This window comes from Acinetobacter sp. V110_1 (assembly GCF_031798975.1).
In the GTDB taxonomy this organism is placed as follows: domain Bacteria; phylum Pseudomonadota; class Gammaproteobacteria; order Pseudomonadales; family Moraxellaceae; genus Acinetobacter; species Acinetobacter nosocomialis_A.
Window position 1 is genome coordinate 995,321 of sequence record NZ_JAVQNN010000030.1, and the last position, 16,973, is coordinate 1,012,293.

The window sequence follows — 16,973 nt, forward strand, 5'->3', positions numbered from 1 at the left end:
ACAATTAAATTAGATGCTATAACTTGTTCAGATTGAACCATAAAAAACCCGCAAAATATTGCGGGATTTTTTGTAATGAGTTGAATTACCAATGACCACGCCCGTGGCTATGCATATCAGACCCATGATCGCCATGGGCTTTATTATGATAGTAGCCTTTGCCATGATGCGGGCCATAATAACCATGATGTGAACCACGATAAGCATGACCATAACCATGATGTGAACCATGATAACTATGCCCATAACCATGGTGCGAACCATGATAAGCATGACCATAACCATGATGTGATTCGCGATAACCATGGTCTTGTGCAAAGGTCGGAGCTGAAAGCGCGATGACCAATGCAGCGAAAATATACTTAATGTACTTCATACAAAATTCCTTTTTATTGTAGTACTGGAATTTAAAGTAAGACATAAGTCGGTAGCTAGTTACAAGTGATGATCTGTACTAGAGTGTAAGCTATTAAGCAAAGATAAGAAGCAACTCAATCTTAAATAATGAAAGCAAAATCTATCAGTAGAACTTTGCCTCACCGACAGGACGAGTTTTAAACCGTCTATGAAACCACATGTACTGTGTTGGCGCGATTCGAATTTGGTTTTCAATAATTTTATTGACGCGTTCAGCATCATTCACTTCACATTCACTTGGGAAATTTTCAAGTTTAGGCTCAATCAGTACATTGTATTGAGGGTCTCGAATATCCCCACTTCTATAAAAATATAATGGGATTGCGACAGCGTTTGAAATGTCCATGAGTCTTCGGTGGGCCGTTACTGTTGCGGCTTGTATTCCAAAGAATGATGCCATGACACCTTGCTTTAAACCAAAGTCCTGATCAGGACTATACCAGATTGCATGACCATTTTTCAGTTTCGCAATTAAGCTACGCATATTGTCTTTCGCAATTTGGTTTTTATAAACCCGAGCACGACTACGATGAATGAGAAAATCCATAAAAGGATTATTTTGGGGTCTATACACCACATCCATATCGAAAAATAAGGTACAAGCAGCGCCTCCAGCATCTAATAAAGTGCTATGTGTGCCTAACAACAAAACACCCCTATCCCGATTCTGTTCCAGATGTTCTAAACCTTTTATATGAACCCTTTTTTTAAACCATGCAGGACAATACCAAGCATTTAAGGCTTCAAATATACCAATCATTGTATCTGTAAAAACTGACTTGGCTTTGGTTTCAATTTGCTCAGGTGTTTTTTCAGGAAAACAAGCTTCTAAATTTCTTAAAGTTGTTTTTCTTCTTGAAGCTAATAGAGTCCAAGCAATTTTTGAAAAAAGTTTTGCTAAACGCCACTGGATTGCCCAAGGCAAGTACGCAAGAAACATAAGAGTAAAAGCTGTAAACCAGATACCCCAATACTTTAATGATAGAAAGGAAAATTGAAACTGCCCAGATTGATACTGCGGTTCAGATTTCGTCATACTGTAAATATCTAGAGGTATAGGAAATCATGCTAACACACCCCGAATCTACACGCGTTTGCAAAGTGTGTCTTAATATTAGACTTATTTTCTTTAGAAGATTTAGATTTCCTGAACATTACCTCTTATATTTATTTCCTTATTATATTTTAAATAACAATTACTTATAAAAATTTAACTACTTTAATGATTATATAAATTATATACAAAAATTAAAATGCTAACCCTCTCATCACTTGCAGAAACTCTGAATACTCATCTTCACTTTCAAAAGTAAACTCTACTTCTGAGCCATCTGTAAACCGAACTAGAACAGATCTCAAATCGGCACTGGTTGTAAATTTAACAACTTGTTCAAGGTTGTAGTGAGTAGATCCTACTTGGTAATATTTATATTCTCTTGCCATAACAACGTTCTATTCAAAAGTTTAAGATTTCATCACTATAGAACAAATAAAGAAAATTTTTAAAGATTTTGTTCACTAGAAATCATTAAAAGCTAAAAGTCACTCATTATTCTTTAACTCAATAAAAAACCGCTATAAGGCGGCTTTTATTGATGAGTGCATTCAACAATTACTTTTTCAAAGTTTTGATAAATGTTTCCGAATTAAAATAGTTCTTAATTTCTTCGCCTTCATTTAAAACTTTTTCCTTTGGAATATTCAAAAAATCTAGTTCTGACTCGAGGCTAATAAATTCAGGAATATATTTCTTAATAGGTGGCGGTGGTCTAGGCCCACCTTCCGTAATTTTTTCAATAAATCCAGCTAGCCATAAAATATATTCGTCCTCCATACTATGGTGTGGAATAAGGCTAACATCTATTTTTACTTTGCATTCACTTAATGGTTTTGTTAAAGCTTCTTCAAAATCAATGTAGTTATACTTTAATTTGAATACACTCCCCGTTATCTCTTTGCGTATAAAAATCATTAAATTATTAAGATTTTCAATAGTGTCATCTGAAAAAAGCTCAACGTCTTTAACTTTCCTATACACACTTTCTGCAATAGCTAAGTATTGTGGCATTAAGGTTTTTCCCTTATCTTTGAAGCGGTATTAGGTGGTCTCTCAAAGTAAGTATGATTCAAGTTATATTTCAACTTGTAGGTTTGTGTAACATTGAGTAAGTATTGTTGATATTATGTTGCTTTATGGCTATTAAACAGCTATTTTTAAGTTTTATTTAATTTCAATAGAGAAAGAGCGCTATATCAAACTTCATTGCGTTATCTTTCCAACAAATAAAATCAAATCTCTTTTATCAACTACGTTTCTTATCAAAAGCTATTTTGCTTATTTATTAAAATGCGGCAACTGTTTGATAAAGTCATTTAAAGGCATCGGACAGCCCCATAAAAAGCCCTGAAACTCGGTACAGCCATTACTTTTAAAAGCACTAAATTGTTCAGCCGTTTCTATACCTTCTACCAGCACGCGAAGGTTTAAATCTAGACCAATTTTAATAATACCCGTGACCAGTTTATTGCTGCGTTTATCATCCAAAGCTGCCTCTACAAAGCTACGATCAATTTTGATTTGGCTAATGGGCATTTTCTGTAAATAGCTTAAAGATGAATAACCTGTACCAAAGTCATCAAGTGAAAGCTGAATGCCATGTCTAGACAAGAAATTCATTTTTTCGATCATGCTTGCACAGTTATTTAAGGCTATATTTTCAGTAATTTCTAAAATGAGTCGAGATGGAGTAATGCCATATCTTTCAACCATAGCGATTATAGTTTGCTCAAAAAGTGGTTGCATGAAATGGTCAGCACTAATATTGACTGAAAGTGTAAGATCTTTAGTTTCCTCTTTTTTGCTCCAGTCTTGTAAAACTTTGCAGGCTTGAACTAACACCCACTCGCCTATCTCTGGCATTAATCCAAAACTTTCTGCTGCAGGAATAAAATCTTGCGTAGGAATATACCCTAAAGTTGGGTGATGCCATCTTAACAAGGCTTCTGCGCCAATTAATTGTTCAGAGGAATTGATTTGCGGTTGATAGAAAAGCTCAAATTGTTCTTTGCTGAGTGCTAAACGTAGGTCATGCACCATGCTATTTTCTATTTGTATCTCTAACTGCATGGTATAAATTGATATACAAATCATGAGAGTAGCCACACAAGTTGCAATCCACCCACCATGATTACGGATATCTTCCGACAAAGGTACTGCGCTATTAAGCGTAAAAGACGTACCACTAAAAAATATAAAACACCCAATCGATAATAAAATTAAAATGATTTGTAAAAAGCTTGGATCACGGCGGTAATTTAAATACCCCAGTATTGCGCCGGCAGGCAAAAATAAATGCGCCACTTGAGGCCGATGAGGGGTAGCAATATCGAAAAACAGGCAAAAAACGACTGGGAAAATCAGTAGAACCGCTTGTGATAAAAGTATGCCCGCCGAAATGCGGTTTTTATAAATGAGAAAAAGGCTAAACATGGAAACCAGTGTGAAACCAATATCCATACAAACAATCAGCCACATGTGTGCAAATGCGAAATAAATGGTCCAAAACAAACAAAAAATAATACAAATAAAGATATTTGCTTTGGCTGCAATTGTAAGCTGCTGGTCTTTTACGTTACGGTAATTTTTCTTGCGTTTTTTAAAGTAAGATGAAGCTATCATAAATAAATCAACCGTAAAATATTTCTTCAAAGACCCCCAGCTTGGTCATTGATACTCCATCTCAATATTTACCAATAAAACGTAATATTTTATTCCTTTCTTATTTGTACTATTCATTTTGAGATTTGGTGTTCTTCAACAGCGTTGCTACAGTTCAGCGGTTTAACTGAACGATACTGCGTTTCGAACACTTTTTAATTTTAAAGTATCAAGACTTAACGATACATGCGTCTGCGGCTCAGGTACAGCCTCTAACTAGTGAAAAATTAGGCGAATTCTAAAGAATTTTCTGTATCGTAATCTTATACACCCGTGAGTGTATAAGATTAGCCGTTCAATAGTCATGAAAATAGCTGAAACGCGCTGGTCACCTTGCAACGCATGAATGTGTATTAGAGATAAATCACAACCAAAACTGCGAAAACGCCATATAAAGCACTTACTGCAACTAATGATCGATCATCGACCGCACCACGGCGGAATAAATTCCATAAAAACACAATCGCCAGTGCAGTAATAATGCCAGATGCTAGTAGCAACGTATCAAAGCGCCACGGTGTGAAAAATATACCCAAAGCACTTGGTATGGTGGCCTGAATCATCATGGCACCAGAAATGTTCGCTAAAGCCAAACGCTCTTTACCTTGGCGTACCCAAATCAGCGCATTCATAATTTCAGGTAATTCGGTCGCAACTGGACTCAGTAATAAAGCAACCAAATGTGGTGGCCAACTTAGCGCTGTACCAATTGCTTCAAGCTGAGCCACAAAAGTATGCGACGCAATACTAATGACGACTAAAGCGACCAATACCTGTAGGCCAGCCCACTCCAGTGACGGTTCGGCTGCGTTTGGACGAAACTTGAGAGGTTCAAGTTCCTCTTCATCGGCAGATGTATCTGCTTCCTTAATCTCACGCCAAACATAAGCTGCATAGGCCGCTAAAAATAGAATACCTAACCAAGGCTTAATGGCAAACGCGACTAAACCAAGTGCTACTTTTAAAACAAAGATGGCAAGGAAAGAGACTTGATCTCGGCTTAAGCGACCGTAATCAACTTGTACTTTATGCGAAGTTCGAGCTAACTTTTTACGATGAAGAATTAATACCAGACCTACAACGGCGTAACCCAAGGTTGCTAGAACCAATGGACCACCCATTGCAGCTCCAACACCAAGGTCTTTTTGTTCTGGGGTATTACCAAACACAACGGCCATAAAGGTCACCGCACTTTCAGGTAACGCTGTACCAAAAGCTGCGAGTACTGAACCTACTGCGGTTGCACCAAGATTAAGACGTTTACCAAACCATTCAATACCATTGACGAAATATTCACAGGCTAGGTAAATTGCCGCGGCGGACAAAAAGAATAAGATGAACGTGAGGAGCATAGGAATAGTTCCAGCCGGGCGAAATAAGAAACCATTGGCGCGACAACGCTCCTCGCCCGACTAGCAAAGTACGTTGCGGCCAAAGGTCTCGCCTAGCTCTTACTGTATATACAGTGGCTGAACACGCCATGAGATACTCATCTCAAGTTTGTTGACGTGGTCTTCCTAGCGGGTACTAGGAATGGCTACTCCCCAATGACAATGCTGAGGATTTTACCAGTGATTTCATCCGAACTCTACAGAGATAGTCAGACAAAATGATCAAGAGCTCTAAAAATTCACAGTCTGTTTTAAAGCTCTCTTTATTGACTAGATAAAATGTATTTCTACACTGGCATGTACAATTTCTTCATGGATAGACAAAGCTTTTTTAACTGAATCAGGTGTTAAATCTGTTCGGTCTGTTTCTAAAGCCAAAATGCATGAAAATTTTCCTTTACCGACTTTCCATACATGTAAATCTGTAATTTTTACTTGGGACAATTGCTCAATCACTTCTTGTATTTCAGCTACAACTGGATGTGACATTTCAGCATCTAATAAAGTTTTTCCTGTGTCACGCAAAAGTCCCCACGACCACTGCGCAACAAGTATCGCCCCTACAATACCCAATAAAGCATCTAAAAAATTCCAACCAAAATATTTACCTGCTATAAGTGCGGCTATGGCTAATACAGACGTTACGGCATCGGCAACCACATGTAGAAACGCAGCTTTATGGTTTAAATCGTGATGGTGATCATGATGATGGTGGTGACTATGCTCATGGTCATGGTCATGGTCATGGTCATGATGGTGGTGATGTTCATGATTATCATGTAATAACCACGCACAGATTAAGTTGACTGCTAAACCTACAACAGCAATAGAAATCGCTTCATTATAATGAATATCAACAGGATGGAGTAACCGTTCGATAGATTGAAACCCCATCAAAAGTGCAACGACCATTAATAATATTGCACTGCTATACCCACCCAAAATTTCGATTTTCCAAGTTCCGAAACTAAAGCGTTTGTCGTAGGCATAACGACGAGCCATTTTGTAAGCCACATAAGCCAACCCTAGAGCAACCATGTGTGAACTCATGTGCCAGCCATCAGCTAAAAGAGCCATGGAGTTAAAGACCCAGCCACCCACAATTTCAAAGACCATCATCACGGCAGTTAAAATCGTTGCAATCAAAATTTTCTTTTGAGCCAGCGGGTTTCCTTCATCGAACTGATGAGAGTGGTAGCGTTCTAAATTACTGTTAATTTCCATATTTATGGTCTTTTGATGATACTCCCCCATAGTATATATTTTTTTGGAAGGAAATATATTGTCTCTCTATTGAGGCAAGGAAAATTTTAATAAGTATTTGACCTTCACGGCTCATGTACCAGAACGCCTAAATGTAATTTCAAGAAAATGGGTAATGAGCCAGAGGCCAATTTTTTTAATCGTCACTATTTTAATGTACGGAAAAATAGTGGCTTTAGAATTAGCTCATGGGCACACGTTTAGCCAGCTTCTTTTGCAGAATGATAACCAATATTGGGAACCCTGCTGCTGAAATTGCCGATAACGCCAGTAACTTATTTACACTTTGTGGTGCCATGTCATGGTCTGGTAATAGAAAAGCGGATAGGAAAAATGCGACGGTTGTCATCAGATACATGATTGATGTTTGTAATGAAGAGAATCCAGCTCGTTGCCGATCATTAGGAAACCGAATCGTAACCACCGAAGATGACACCAAACGACTATAAGATGCGCTGAGAAATAAACTAATAAATAATGCTGCATGCTGGTAGCCTAGCATTAGTATTAGCAAACTCAGTATAAAGACAATAGTTGAACCTGTAGCCAGTACCAAAGTAGAAAAACGGGAGGTTAACGCCCCTGTTATTTTTGTAGATAAATAACCCATCACGCCCCCACAAAAAAATAGCCAAGGCAGTAGGTCTTGCGAAGCGCCCAACTGCTGAATCATTAAGGGTGCCAAAATAGGTATGACCAGCATAGGACTAAACTGTACGAGCGCATTACCAGAGGCGAACAGTATAGTATCTGCATCTAAAGGCGGCGCACGAAGCGTATCTAAAGAGACTTGGTCTTTGGGTATAAACGATACAATTAATGGCAACGCCAACACACATAATGCACTTATGAGCCACAAAGCCACATGCCAACCATAGTGAGTGCATAGAAATAATATCGTGGGCATTCCGACAATACTTACTATTGAAAATGACGCGATCACCGTCGCCAACATTTTTCCCCGTAAATTAGGCGGTGCGTTGTTTATTAATATACTGATACCCACTCCCATGGTGGTACCACCAACCAACCCGGCAAAAAATCGAAGTGCAAGTAAAAGACTAAAACTAGATGTACAGGTAGTCAAAAGTGTTAGTAGACCTAACAGCGCCATATTTATAATTAAAAACCGCTTTTTATTGAAATGATCAATCCAGTAAAAAGCAATAATTCCCGAAAGGACGGCGCCAAGCGTATACATCCCTGAAACATAACCTGAGAATGATACTGGTACTGCAAAATCTGTTGCCATAAAAACAAAAATAGGATTAAACACCATATATTCCAGTGCATTCGCGAACTGGACGATAGCAATTACAGTGGCCATCCGCATGAGAGCTTTATGATTAAACGTCTGTGTGGCTAGGGACATCGCAGTAACCTATAGATAAAAGATGTCCGAGTTTAACTACTATCAATAGTGTTTATTATATGGTAGAAATAGCACTTATTATTATCAAATATGGGACAATTGATGCGTCCGGCTCTGGATTTTAATACCCTGAAAGTATTCGTTGCTGTGGTTGAAAGAGAAAGTTTTGTGGGTGCATCGAAACTCCTTGAAATGCCGACATCAAACGTGAGTCGCTGTATTTCTCAGTTAGAAGAAAAACTCGATCTTCAGCTCATTGAGCGCAGCACTCGACATATGAAAGTCACTCAGGCGGGGCAGCTACTCTATACCAGAGCAAAGCCATTACTCGAAGCTCTTGAGCAAACGGAGACAGAGTTAACATTGCGGCAAATGCAACTCAAAGGTCCTTTACGAATCTGTATTCCCACTGAAATAGGCCCTGCATTGTTAGGTTCTGTTATTGCAGAATTTGCCTGTCAGTATCCAGACTTAGAAATAAGCTGTGTCACAAATTTGTCAGGTTTTGAGTCTCTGCGAGATGATCTGGATTTAGCTATTATTATTAGCCGTGGTCAAATGGATAACAGTGACTATATCGCTCGTCATCTGGTGACTATCCCTTGCACCATTGTGGCAGCCCCTTCTCTCATTCAGCGTTATGGGATACCTACTCATATTCAACAATTTGAAGAGTTACCGTGTATTACAACAGTCAGTGCGCTCAAAGGTGCTCCTTGGCAATTTGTTAATAAAAAGGGTGAGTTCGAGACCATCAAGGTTCAAGGACACTATCGGGTGAACAGCGGAGAAATGGCAGGCCAAGCTGCTGTAGCAGGGATCGGGTTTGCAATTTTATCGAAACAAGCTTGCCAACCTTATATTAGTGACGGTCGCCTGATCGAGATTGAGTTTGAACAAGCAGTAGCGCCACTGCAATTGTTTGCACTTTATTCAGATCGTCGTTATTTGCCTGCTAAAACAAGAGCGCTTATAGATTTCATACAGCAGAAATTGGGGCATGTATCCTTATAAAACCTATCATTTCATATGCATTCTGAAATCGGCATATTTACCTATGTCAGTTTTATCAGGACTGCCAATCGTCACCCTTTCTTCTACTCAAACTAAACTTATGGCGCGCAGCACTTCCCCTATTAATACTTTAACCACTCCTCAGGAACCCTTATTTCGTTAGAATTATTTAAGTTGACAATGAAAGACTGATGAACCTGAAATGCTTTATGTTTAGAGAATGGTGAAGGATCTCTTTCAAATTTCATTGTCATTTCCCATTTTTTGGGTTCAAGATATTTGACATCAAGATTAAATTCCTCATTTTCAATGCACTTCGCTTTTGGATCTGAGTCTAGTTCACCATCTAAACAATGCCATGTCATTAAAAAATAATAATAAGGTACATTATCTATAAGCGATGTATATCTTCCATCTTTTTCCAACTTTACAAAATCCATTTTATTTTCTTGAACTAGGCCCTCGATTTGTAGATTATCGCCCCAACCATAACGTACCCCAATAGCAAAATTATTTTTATCAATCGGGTATAGAGCATTATTTACAGATACTCCTAATACTTTTCCATTACCAAACCAATTAGGTCTAGATTCTTTGGGTATGTAGTTTAAAAAATCCCAATGATTTATGATTCTAAAATTATTATTTTGCTCCTGAAGGAAATATATTTTTTCTTGTGAAATAAAATAATATTCATTACCTTCTATTCTTTTCAATGCCCAAATATTGCTATTAATACAGTCTTCTGGGAATAATTCACATAATTTTATTTTTCTATCTTCGGTTAAATCTTCTTGAGAAAATTTGAGCACTTGAGGTTTTGCAAACACACAAGTACTCACTATATAACATAAGAATATTAATTTACGCATCCCATTACCTTCTAGTAATCTTTCCAGATCAGCATCATGTTGCGTTTCCAGATGTATGTTATAAAAATTTTCATCACATTCATTTTCAAGTAAATGACTAGCTTAATAATCAATCAGAGATTGACTCAGATTCTTATACACATAGTCAACATAATGGCGAATTTTGGGCAGTTGTTGGCGGTCTGCAAAAGTAAGCAGATGAACTGGTCTAACGGGTGTGTCCATATGACTAAACAGACGTATTAATTTTCCAGATCGTAGATCGTCCGCCAAGAGTATCTCAGGTTGCATGATAATACCTGAACCTTGTAAAGCAGCATACCGTAGTGCTTCACCATTGTTAATCGACGTAACCAGTTTCACCGAAACCGTTAACATGTTACCCGCATCAATAAATTGCCAATGATCACTAGCAAGCGGATGGGCAAAACCAAGGCAGCGATGATTAATCAACTGATTAGGATGCTTTGGTTCACCGAAAGCTTGTATATAGGTGGGTGAAGCACAGACCACGGAGCGATAATCGGCCAATCGCCGCGCCACCATGGAATTAACCTGCTCTAGCTCACCGATTTTCAGCATCACATCAATACCATCCTCAGCCATATCCAACGGGCGATCACTCAGGCGAATATCCAAAGTGACTTCAGGCCAATCTGCCTGAAAGCGGGCATTCAATGCTGTTAGCACATGGACGCCCAGTGAAATTGGACAAGCAATACGCAACAAGCCTTGTGGTTGTTGATGCTGACGTGATGCCAGAGATTCTGCATCAAGAATATCTGCCAGAATTTGCTTACAACGTTGATAATAATCTTGACCAAAATCAGTCAGACTTTGCCTTCGGGTGGTACGGTTCAAAAGACGCACACCTAAATGCTGCTCCAGTCCTTTAATGTGCAGTCCGATCATGGTACTACTAATGCGCATTTCCTCGGCAACGGTAGTAAAACTACCTTTCTCTACCACGCGAACGAAAACCGCCATGCTTTCGAGTTTATTCATGATTAACAAGTATCACTTGATAGTAATGCAAGTTTTAGCATGTTTTTCTAAGTTATACATTGTTATTTAATTAGTGCTTCCTCCTAACTAGAGAAGCAACATGATCACACAACCTGAACTACGCCAACGCGGACTAATGCTGTTTAATCAATTGTATGGAAATGGAGCGGGCGAAGCTTTACGTCAGGATATGGCCGATATCTGCCCTGACTTCACGGATATTACTATTGAATGGGCAATGGGCGGCATTATGAGTCGTGAGGGACTTGACCCAATAACCCGTGAGTTGGTGGTAATTGCTTCATGTGTCACACTCGGACATCCAGTACCACAACTGAAAGCCCATACCCAAGCAGCACTTAACGCTGGAGCTAGCAGAACACAGATCATCGAAACCATATTGCAAATGTTGTTTTATGCGGGCGGTGCTGCGGTAAGAAATGCACTTGTGCATATTCAGGAGATTGTGAATGCTCCACCAGAGGATAAGAAATAATCACTACACGATTGCATATTCCTTATTTATAAAAAATAGCATTAGCTCGGATATTCTTTTTTAAGAAACGATCACGCTGAAATATTGTCTTTCAGCGTGATCGGTTTATGCGACTTTGTATTTAAAATCTTAGAATATATCACTTCCTACCCTCTTCACTTGAGCAGCCACAGCATCCCGACTTATATTTAATTTATATACACTAGTAAACTATGACCATTATCAGGCTCGCCAATCTTTATCTTATTTATTGTTCAAGCTGATAAGGTTATTTTCTTTTTGCTGTTTATTTCCTCGCTCATTTTAGGAATCCTTTTTGCCAATCAGTCTCAATTTGTTAAGATGGCAACCGTGAGAAATTAAGTTAGGCTCTCACACTGTTGACTCAATTTTGACATAAAAAAAGTACACGAAAAGGTATACTTTTTTCTTAGATTAAGTCCAATTCACACAGAAGTTGGTAGAATTGGCTAGATGACCAAACGTAAAATATTATTGATTTTTTAAGGGTTTATTACGCATGAATAGCGCTGAAATCATGGCCGATCTCTCTAACCACACTCCAATGATGCAGCAATATCTCAAGGTCAAAAAAGATTATCAACATGCGTTGCTGTTTTATCGTATGGGCGACTTTTATGAACTTTTCTTTGAAGACGCTCATTTAGCAGCCAAACTTTTAGGAATTACCCTAACCCATCGCGGTAAAGCAAACGGTAATCCAATTCCAATGGCTGGTGTTCCTTACCATTCAGCCGAAGGTTATTTAGCACGTTTGGTAAAAGCAGGCCGTACTGTAGCCATTTGCGAACAAGTCGGTGAAGTCACTGGTAAAGGTCCTGTTGAGCGTAAAGTTGTTCGTATTCTTACACCTGGTACATTAACTGACGACGCACTACTCACAAGCTATCAGTCATCCAACCTTGTTGCGCTATGTATTCATCAAAATCAAATCGGTTTTGCTTTACTCGACTTAAGCGCGGGTATTTTTAAAGTTCAACAACAAGACTACAAACCTGAACAACTTCCAATTGAACTGGCACGCCTCATGCCAAGTGAAATTTTGATTGATGAAGATCTGGTTGATCCGAACATTATCGAACAAATTAAAAAGCATTTAGATTGCCCTGTAACTAAGCGCCCAAATGTAGACTTCAATTTAAATAATGCACAAAAAACCTTATGTGACCAGTTCTCTGTATCAACGCTTTCTGGTTTCGGACTCGATCCATTACCTTTAGCTAAAGCTGCTGCTGCGGCACTTATTCATTATGCCAAAGAAACTCAGAAAACGGCGTTACCGCATATTCGTTCAATTTTGTTGGAACAAAGCACAGACTTTATTGCGCTCGACCCAATCACGCGCCGTAATTTAGAAATTATTGAACCGTTGTTTGAACATGGCACATCATTATTCCAACTGGTGAACGACTGCCAAACTGCAATGGGTGGCCGTTTACTCAGCCGCACACTTATGCAGCCTGTTCGCGATACGGCATTACTCGATGCCCGTTTAGATGCGATTGAACAACTCATTCAAGGCTACCATGAAACTCCTGTCCGTTTAGTACTTAAAGAAATTGGTGATATTGAACGTGTTCTTAGCCGTGTTGCGCTGGGTAGTGCTCGACCACGCGATTTAGTTCAGCTTCGTCATGCTTGCGCGCAAATTCCATTTTTAAGAAATGCTTTAGCGCCTGTTATTCAATCGAAAAAGTCTAAATTACTAGGACAACTTGATCAGGAATTAGGTGACTTTAAATCGTTGCATCAACATTTAATGGCAGCCATTGTCGAAAATCCGCCTGTATTACTTCGTGATGGCAATGTAATTGCAGAGGGTTATGATGCTGAACTCGATGAATTGCGCCAAATTCGTGATCATGCAGGCCAATTCCTCATTGATTTAGAAATAAAAGAGCGTGAACGCACGGGCATTAATACCTTAAAAATCGGCTATAACCGTGTGAGTGGCTACTACATTGAGCTTACACGTGCTCAAGCTGAGCAAGCCCCTGCCGACTATATTCGCCGTCAAACATTAAAAAATGCAGAGCGTTACATTACGCCTGAGCTAAAAAGCTTTGAAGATAAAGTTTTATCAAGTGAATCTCGTGCATTAGCGCGTGAAAAAGCATTATTTGAAGCTTTACTTGAAAACCTTCGTGAAAATATTGCTCACCTACAAATGATGAGCTCAGCAATTGCACACATTGATGTAATTGCAAACTTTGCTCATCAAGCACGTTTAAACAATTGGGCTCGTCCTGAATTTACCCCAGAAACAGGTATTAAAATTCAAGGTGGCCGTCACCCTGTAGTTGAAGCGTTAAGTAAAGCACCATTTACACCAAATGATACGTTCCTTGATGTGCAGCACCGTATGGCGATTATTACTGGTCCAAACATGGGCGGTAAATCTACCTTTATGCGTCAAACTGCATTAATCAGTTTACTGGCTTACTGCGGTAGTTATGTGCCGGCAAGAGCAGCTAAACTTGGCCCTATTGACCGTATTTTTACGCGTATTGGTTCAGCCGACGATTTGTCGACGGGTAAATCGACATTTATGGTTGAGATGACAGAAACTTCGCAAATTCTGCACCATGCAACCAATCAGTCTTTGGTGTTAATGGATGAAGTTGGACGTGGTACCAGTACCTACGATGGACTTTCTTTAGCGTGGGCTTGTGTGGTTGATTTAACCAAGCGCGTAAAATGTCTATGTCTATTTGCCACACACTATTTCGAATTGACTGAGTTAGGTAGTGAAGCAGGAATTGATAACTATCATGTGACTGCACAAGAACTTAACGGCAACCTGATTTTATTGCATAAAGTTCAACAAGGACCTGCAAGTCAAAGTCACGGTTTACAAGTTGCGAAATTAGCTGGTATTCCTGCCAATGTCATTAAAGAAGCTCAAAAACGTTTACGCATTTTAGAGAAGCAACAACAGCAACACTTACAAACTAGTGTTCAAGATGACTTGTTTGCAACTTTAGATTCGGACGCGAAATCAAATACTCAAGTCATAGAGAAAGTGATTGAAATCGAAGTATCGTCTCCTGCCCTAGACTTACTTAAGCAAATTGAAGTCGATAACTTGACGCCTCGCCAAGCACTTGAACAACTTTATGAGCTAAAAGCTGCGCTCAAATCATAATTATTAATTGAGCAAACATGTCTATGGGCATGTTTGCTCTTACTTGAAGGAGAATAAAATTTCTATTTTCTTAAGGCCACTACAATACACAGAGATCGATTTAATTTGGCAACAAATTAGCCGACGTGAACTGATTACCCAACTCTACATACAAAAACAAGATCAACTCGAATTAACAGATTGTTTTTATGATGTTAAGCATTGGGATGCATATCATTTAGAAAATGATCCACCAAAATTAAAAGAACTCTATGAACAAGGTGCTTCATTTGTAGGTGCTTTTAATGCGACTGAACAGCTCGTGGGCATTAGTGTCGTATCGAATCAACACATTGCTGATTATCCCGATGCAAAATTACTGCAATATTTTTATGTCGATGCCGATCAACAAGGTCAAGGTATTGGTGCAAAGCTCATGCAAGCGGCAAAAGAATCGGCCAAGCAACTAGGCGCTCTTCAACTTTATATTTCAGCTACGCCAAGTAAACGTACAGTCGACTTTTATATGAAGCATGGTGCGACACTATTAAAACACCCAGATCGGCAATTATGGGAGTTAGAACCAGAGGACATTCATTTGCTTTGTATGCTTTAAGGTTCATTATTTAGCAATTTTTTAGCTATCAATGTGCCGTAAAACAAATTTCAAAGGTGAAAGTTGTATTTAAGGTATCTAATCAAATAGATACCTTGATTCAAATGACATTTAAAGTCATCAGAAAAAATTTATTCAAGTTGTTGTTTTTAAAAACATATTATTATTTTAATTTTACAATTTGGCTGATCTTAAGCCTACAACATTGTTTTAAATATCAAAGTATTAACTTATCTTCATATGTATAAATAAACAATATCAATAAAAGCAATTGTTTGTTTACCCCTTTTTTGCCTAAAATAAGCTATTCGAAATGAAACCATATTTTTTAGGTAGCTGTCGCCATGACCTTTGTTGTCACTGAAAATTGTATTAAATGTAAATACCAAGATTGCGTAGAAGTTTGTCCTGTAGACTGTTTTTACGAAGGTCCGAATTTCCTAGTGATTAATCCGGATGAATGTATTGACTGCGCATTGTGTGAACCAGAATGCCCTGCAAATGCAATTTTCTCTGAAGATGAGTTACCGGAAGGTCAAGAAGTATTTATTGAATTAAATGCTGAACTTTCTCAAAAATGGCCTAACATTACTCAAATTGGTGACCAACCTGCTGACCGTGAAGAATGGAACGGCAAACCAGATAAGTTACAGTATCTAGAAAAATAATTTCAAAAAAGATCAGCAACCGCTGATCTTTTTTATACCCTATTCAAACATTTCATTGCAAATTCCTCGTAATTTGTGCACTGTTTTGCATTAAAATAGGCGCAATATTTATTAAGCTTTTGATTTTTCTTATGCGGAAGTTTTTGCAGAGTCTGCTGCCCCTATGCATAATCCCTGCGATTATGGTGGGTTGTGCCAGCTCTCCCCAACACACAACAACAGGCAAAACCTCTCCAAGTGGTAAACGCATCTTCATTCCTCAAGAACGCGTTATTATCGAACGTCCTATACCGCCTAAAGTTGAGCCTGCTTCCTATCGCTCTTGGTTAAATGCTGGCGATCATTATGAACGCGTCCGCGAGTATGAAAAATTTCTAGCACGTCATGATGTAGCAGGCATCGTACCAAGTTTTGAATTATTAAGATCAGCTCGTGATTGGCAAAAATGTGGCAGTTCGGAATACGCTGTACCAAACCGCGAACTTTGGAATAATTCTTTATCAACCTTACGTGTCTTTAAATATTTAATTGCTGCCAAAGTTTTAACCGACTTTGAAGTGACTTCGGTTTATCGTGACTTACCTTTAAACCAATGTGCTGGTGGTGCAAGTTCTTCTAAACATTTGTTTAACTCTGCCATCGATTTCCGTATTGGACCAGAAGTTCCACAGCCACAAGACTATGCGTTTATTGAAAACACCAAGTTTAAATTGTGTCAGTTCTGGGCCCAACATGGTCAAAGTTTAAACTTAGGTATTGGTTTATATAGTTCAGGACAAATCCATATTGATACTCAAGGCTATCGTACTTGGGGACCTGACTTAACCCGCAATACTTCAATGTGTAATTTCTAAAATTAAAATCCCTTTATGCATTCAAGTATAAGGGGATTTTTTATTCCTCTCTTTTAAATGCTCTCATAAAGAAACACTCTTAAATTAACTGCTAATTTGTTCATTCCCTAATCAACCAAAATTTCTTAATCCGAAGATTTTT

General features: G+C 38.6%; 16 protein-coding genes and 1 riboswitch. Of the genes, 6 read left to right on the forward strand and 10 right to left on the reverse strand.

Annotated features, from left to right (window positions below; genetic code table 11):
• Positions 1-85: 85 nt before the first annotated feature.
• The 8 genes from RMA95_RS15670 to RMA95_RS15705 form a co-directional block, all read right to left on the reverse strand.
• The gene (locus tag RMA95_RS15670) at positions 86-376 is read right to left on the reverse strand and encodes a hypothetical protein (protein WP_311071787.1); all 291 of its coding nucleotides are present in this window, start codon (positions 374-376) and stop codon (positions 86-88) included.
• A 144-nt stretch (positions 377-520) separates the two neighbouring features.
• Positions 521-1,453 (reverse strand): lauroyl acyltransferase, encoded by a 933-nt coding sequence (locus RMA95_RS15675; protein WP_311071788.1) that lies wholly within the window; start codon positions 1,451-1,453, stop codon positions 521-523.
• A gap of 212 nt (positions 1,454-1,665) precedes the next feature.
• Positions 1,666-1,860: a hypothetical protein gene (locus RMA95_RS15680; protein WP_139887838.1), complete on the reverse strand. Its 195-nt coding sequence runs from the start codon at positions 1,858-1,860 to the stop codon at positions 1,666-1,668.
• Positions 1,861-2,029: 169 nt separating this feature from the next.
• Complete coding sequence (locus RMA95_RS15685; RefSeq protein WP_311071789.1) at positions 2,030-2,485, reverse strand: hypothetical protein; 456 nt, start codon at positions 2,483-2,485, stop codon at positions 2,030-2,032.
• A gap of 267 nt (positions 2,486-2,752) precedes the next feature.
• Positions 2,753-4,126 carry an EAL domain-containing protein gene (locus RMA95_RS15690; RefSeq protein WP_311071790.1) on the reverse strand — a complete coding sequence of 458 codons (1,374 nt, stop codon included), beginning with the start codon at positions 4,124-4,126 and terminating at the stop codon, positions 2,753-2,755.
• A 362-nt stretch (positions 4,127-4,488) separates the two neighbouring features.
• A complete protein-coding gene (locus RMA95_RS15695) occupies positions 4,489-5,487 on the reverse strand; it encodes a sodium:calcium antiporter (RefSeq protein WP_311071791.1) in 999 nt (332 codons plus the stop codon).
• A gap of 10 nt (positions 5,488-5,497) precedes the next feature.
• Positions 5,498-5,697: riboswitch (yybP-ykoY riboswitch) on the reverse strand.
• Positions 5,698-5,796: 99 nt separating this feature from the next.
• Positions 5,797-6,750, reverse strand: coding sequence for a CDF family Co(II)/Ni(II) efflux transporter DmeF (gene dmeF, locus RMA95_RS15700; protein WP_311071792.1), 954 nt, complete (start codon positions 6,748-6,750; stop codon positions 5,797-5,799).
• Positions 6,751-6,970: 220 nt separating this feature from the next.
• Complete coding sequence (locus RMA95_RS15705; RefSeq protein WP_311071793.1) at positions 6,971-8,161, reverse strand: MFS transporter; 1,191 nt, start codon at positions 8,159-8,161, stop codon at positions 6,971-6,973.
• A gap of 102 nt (positions 8,162-8,263) precedes the next feature.
• Here RMA95_RS15705 and RMA95_RS15710 point away from each other — a divergent pair, with 102 nt between their 5' ends.
• Positions 8,264-9,175 carry a LysR family transcriptional regulator gene (locus tag RMA95_RS15710; RefSeq protein WP_311071794.1) on the forward strand — a complete coding sequence of 304 codons (912 nt, stop codon included), beginning with the start codon at positions 8,264-8,266 and terminating at the stop codon, positions 9,173-9,175.
• A 122-nt stretch (positions 9,176-9,297) separates the two neighbouring features.
• Here the strand turns inward: RMA95_RS15710 and RMA95_RS15715 are convergent, their stop codons facing one another.
• A complete protein-coding gene (locus RMA95_RS15715) occupies positions 9,298-10,005 on the reverse strand; it encodes a hypothetical protein (protein ID WP_311071795.1) in 708 nt (235 codons plus the stop codon).
• Positions 10,006-10,149: 144 nt separating this feature from the next.
• Positions 10,150-11,052 carry a LysR family transcriptional regulator gene (locus tag RMA95_RS15720; RefSeq protein ID WP_311071796.1) on the reverse strand — a complete coding sequence of 301 codons (903 nt, stop codon included), beginning with the start codon at positions 11,050-11,052 and terminating at the stop codon, positions 10,150-10,152.
• A 100-nt stretch (positions 11,053-11,152) separates the two neighbouring features.
• Between RMA95_RS15720 and RMA95_RS15725 the strand changes: the two genes are divergently transcribed.
• From RMA95_RS15725 to RMA95_RS15745, 5 genes are all read left to right on the forward strand, one after another.
• A complete protein-coding gene (locus RMA95_RS15725; RefSeq protein WP_200028804.1) occupies positions 11,153-11,548 on the forward strand; it encodes a carboxymuconolactone decarboxylase family protein in 396 nt (131 codons plus the stop codon).
• 520 nt (positions 11,549-12,068) lie between these two features.
• Complete coding sequence (gene mutS / locus RMA95_RS15730; RefSeq protein ID WP_311071797.1) at positions 12,069-14,714, forward strand: DNA mismatch repair protein MutS; 2,646 nt, start codon at positions 12,069-12,071, stop codon at positions 14,712-14,714.
• A 64-nt stretch (positions 14,715-14,778) separates the two neighbouring features.
• Positions 14,779-15,309 (forward strand): GNAT family N-acetyltransferase, encoded by a 531-nt coding sequence (locus tag RMA95_RS15735; RefSeq protein ID WP_263614958.1) that lies wholly within the window; start codon positions 14,779-14,781, stop codon positions 15,307-15,309.
• A 344-nt stretch (positions 15,310-15,653) separates the two neighbouring features.
• Positions 15,654-15,977 carry a ferredoxin FdxA gene (gene fdxA / locus RMA95_RS15740; protein WP_002051033.1) on the forward strand — a complete coding sequence of 108 codons (324 nt, stop codon included), beginning with the start codon at positions 15,654-15,656 and terminating at the stop codon, positions 15,975-15,977.
• Positions 15,978-16,108: 131 nt separating this feature from the next.
• Positions 16,109-16,831, forward strand: coding sequence for a D-Ala-D-Ala carboxypeptidase family metallohydrolase (locus tag RMA95_RS15745; protein WP_263613339.1), 723 nt, complete (start codon positions 16,109-16,111; stop codon positions 16,829-16,831).
• Positions 16,832-16,973 lie beyond the last annotated feature (142 nt).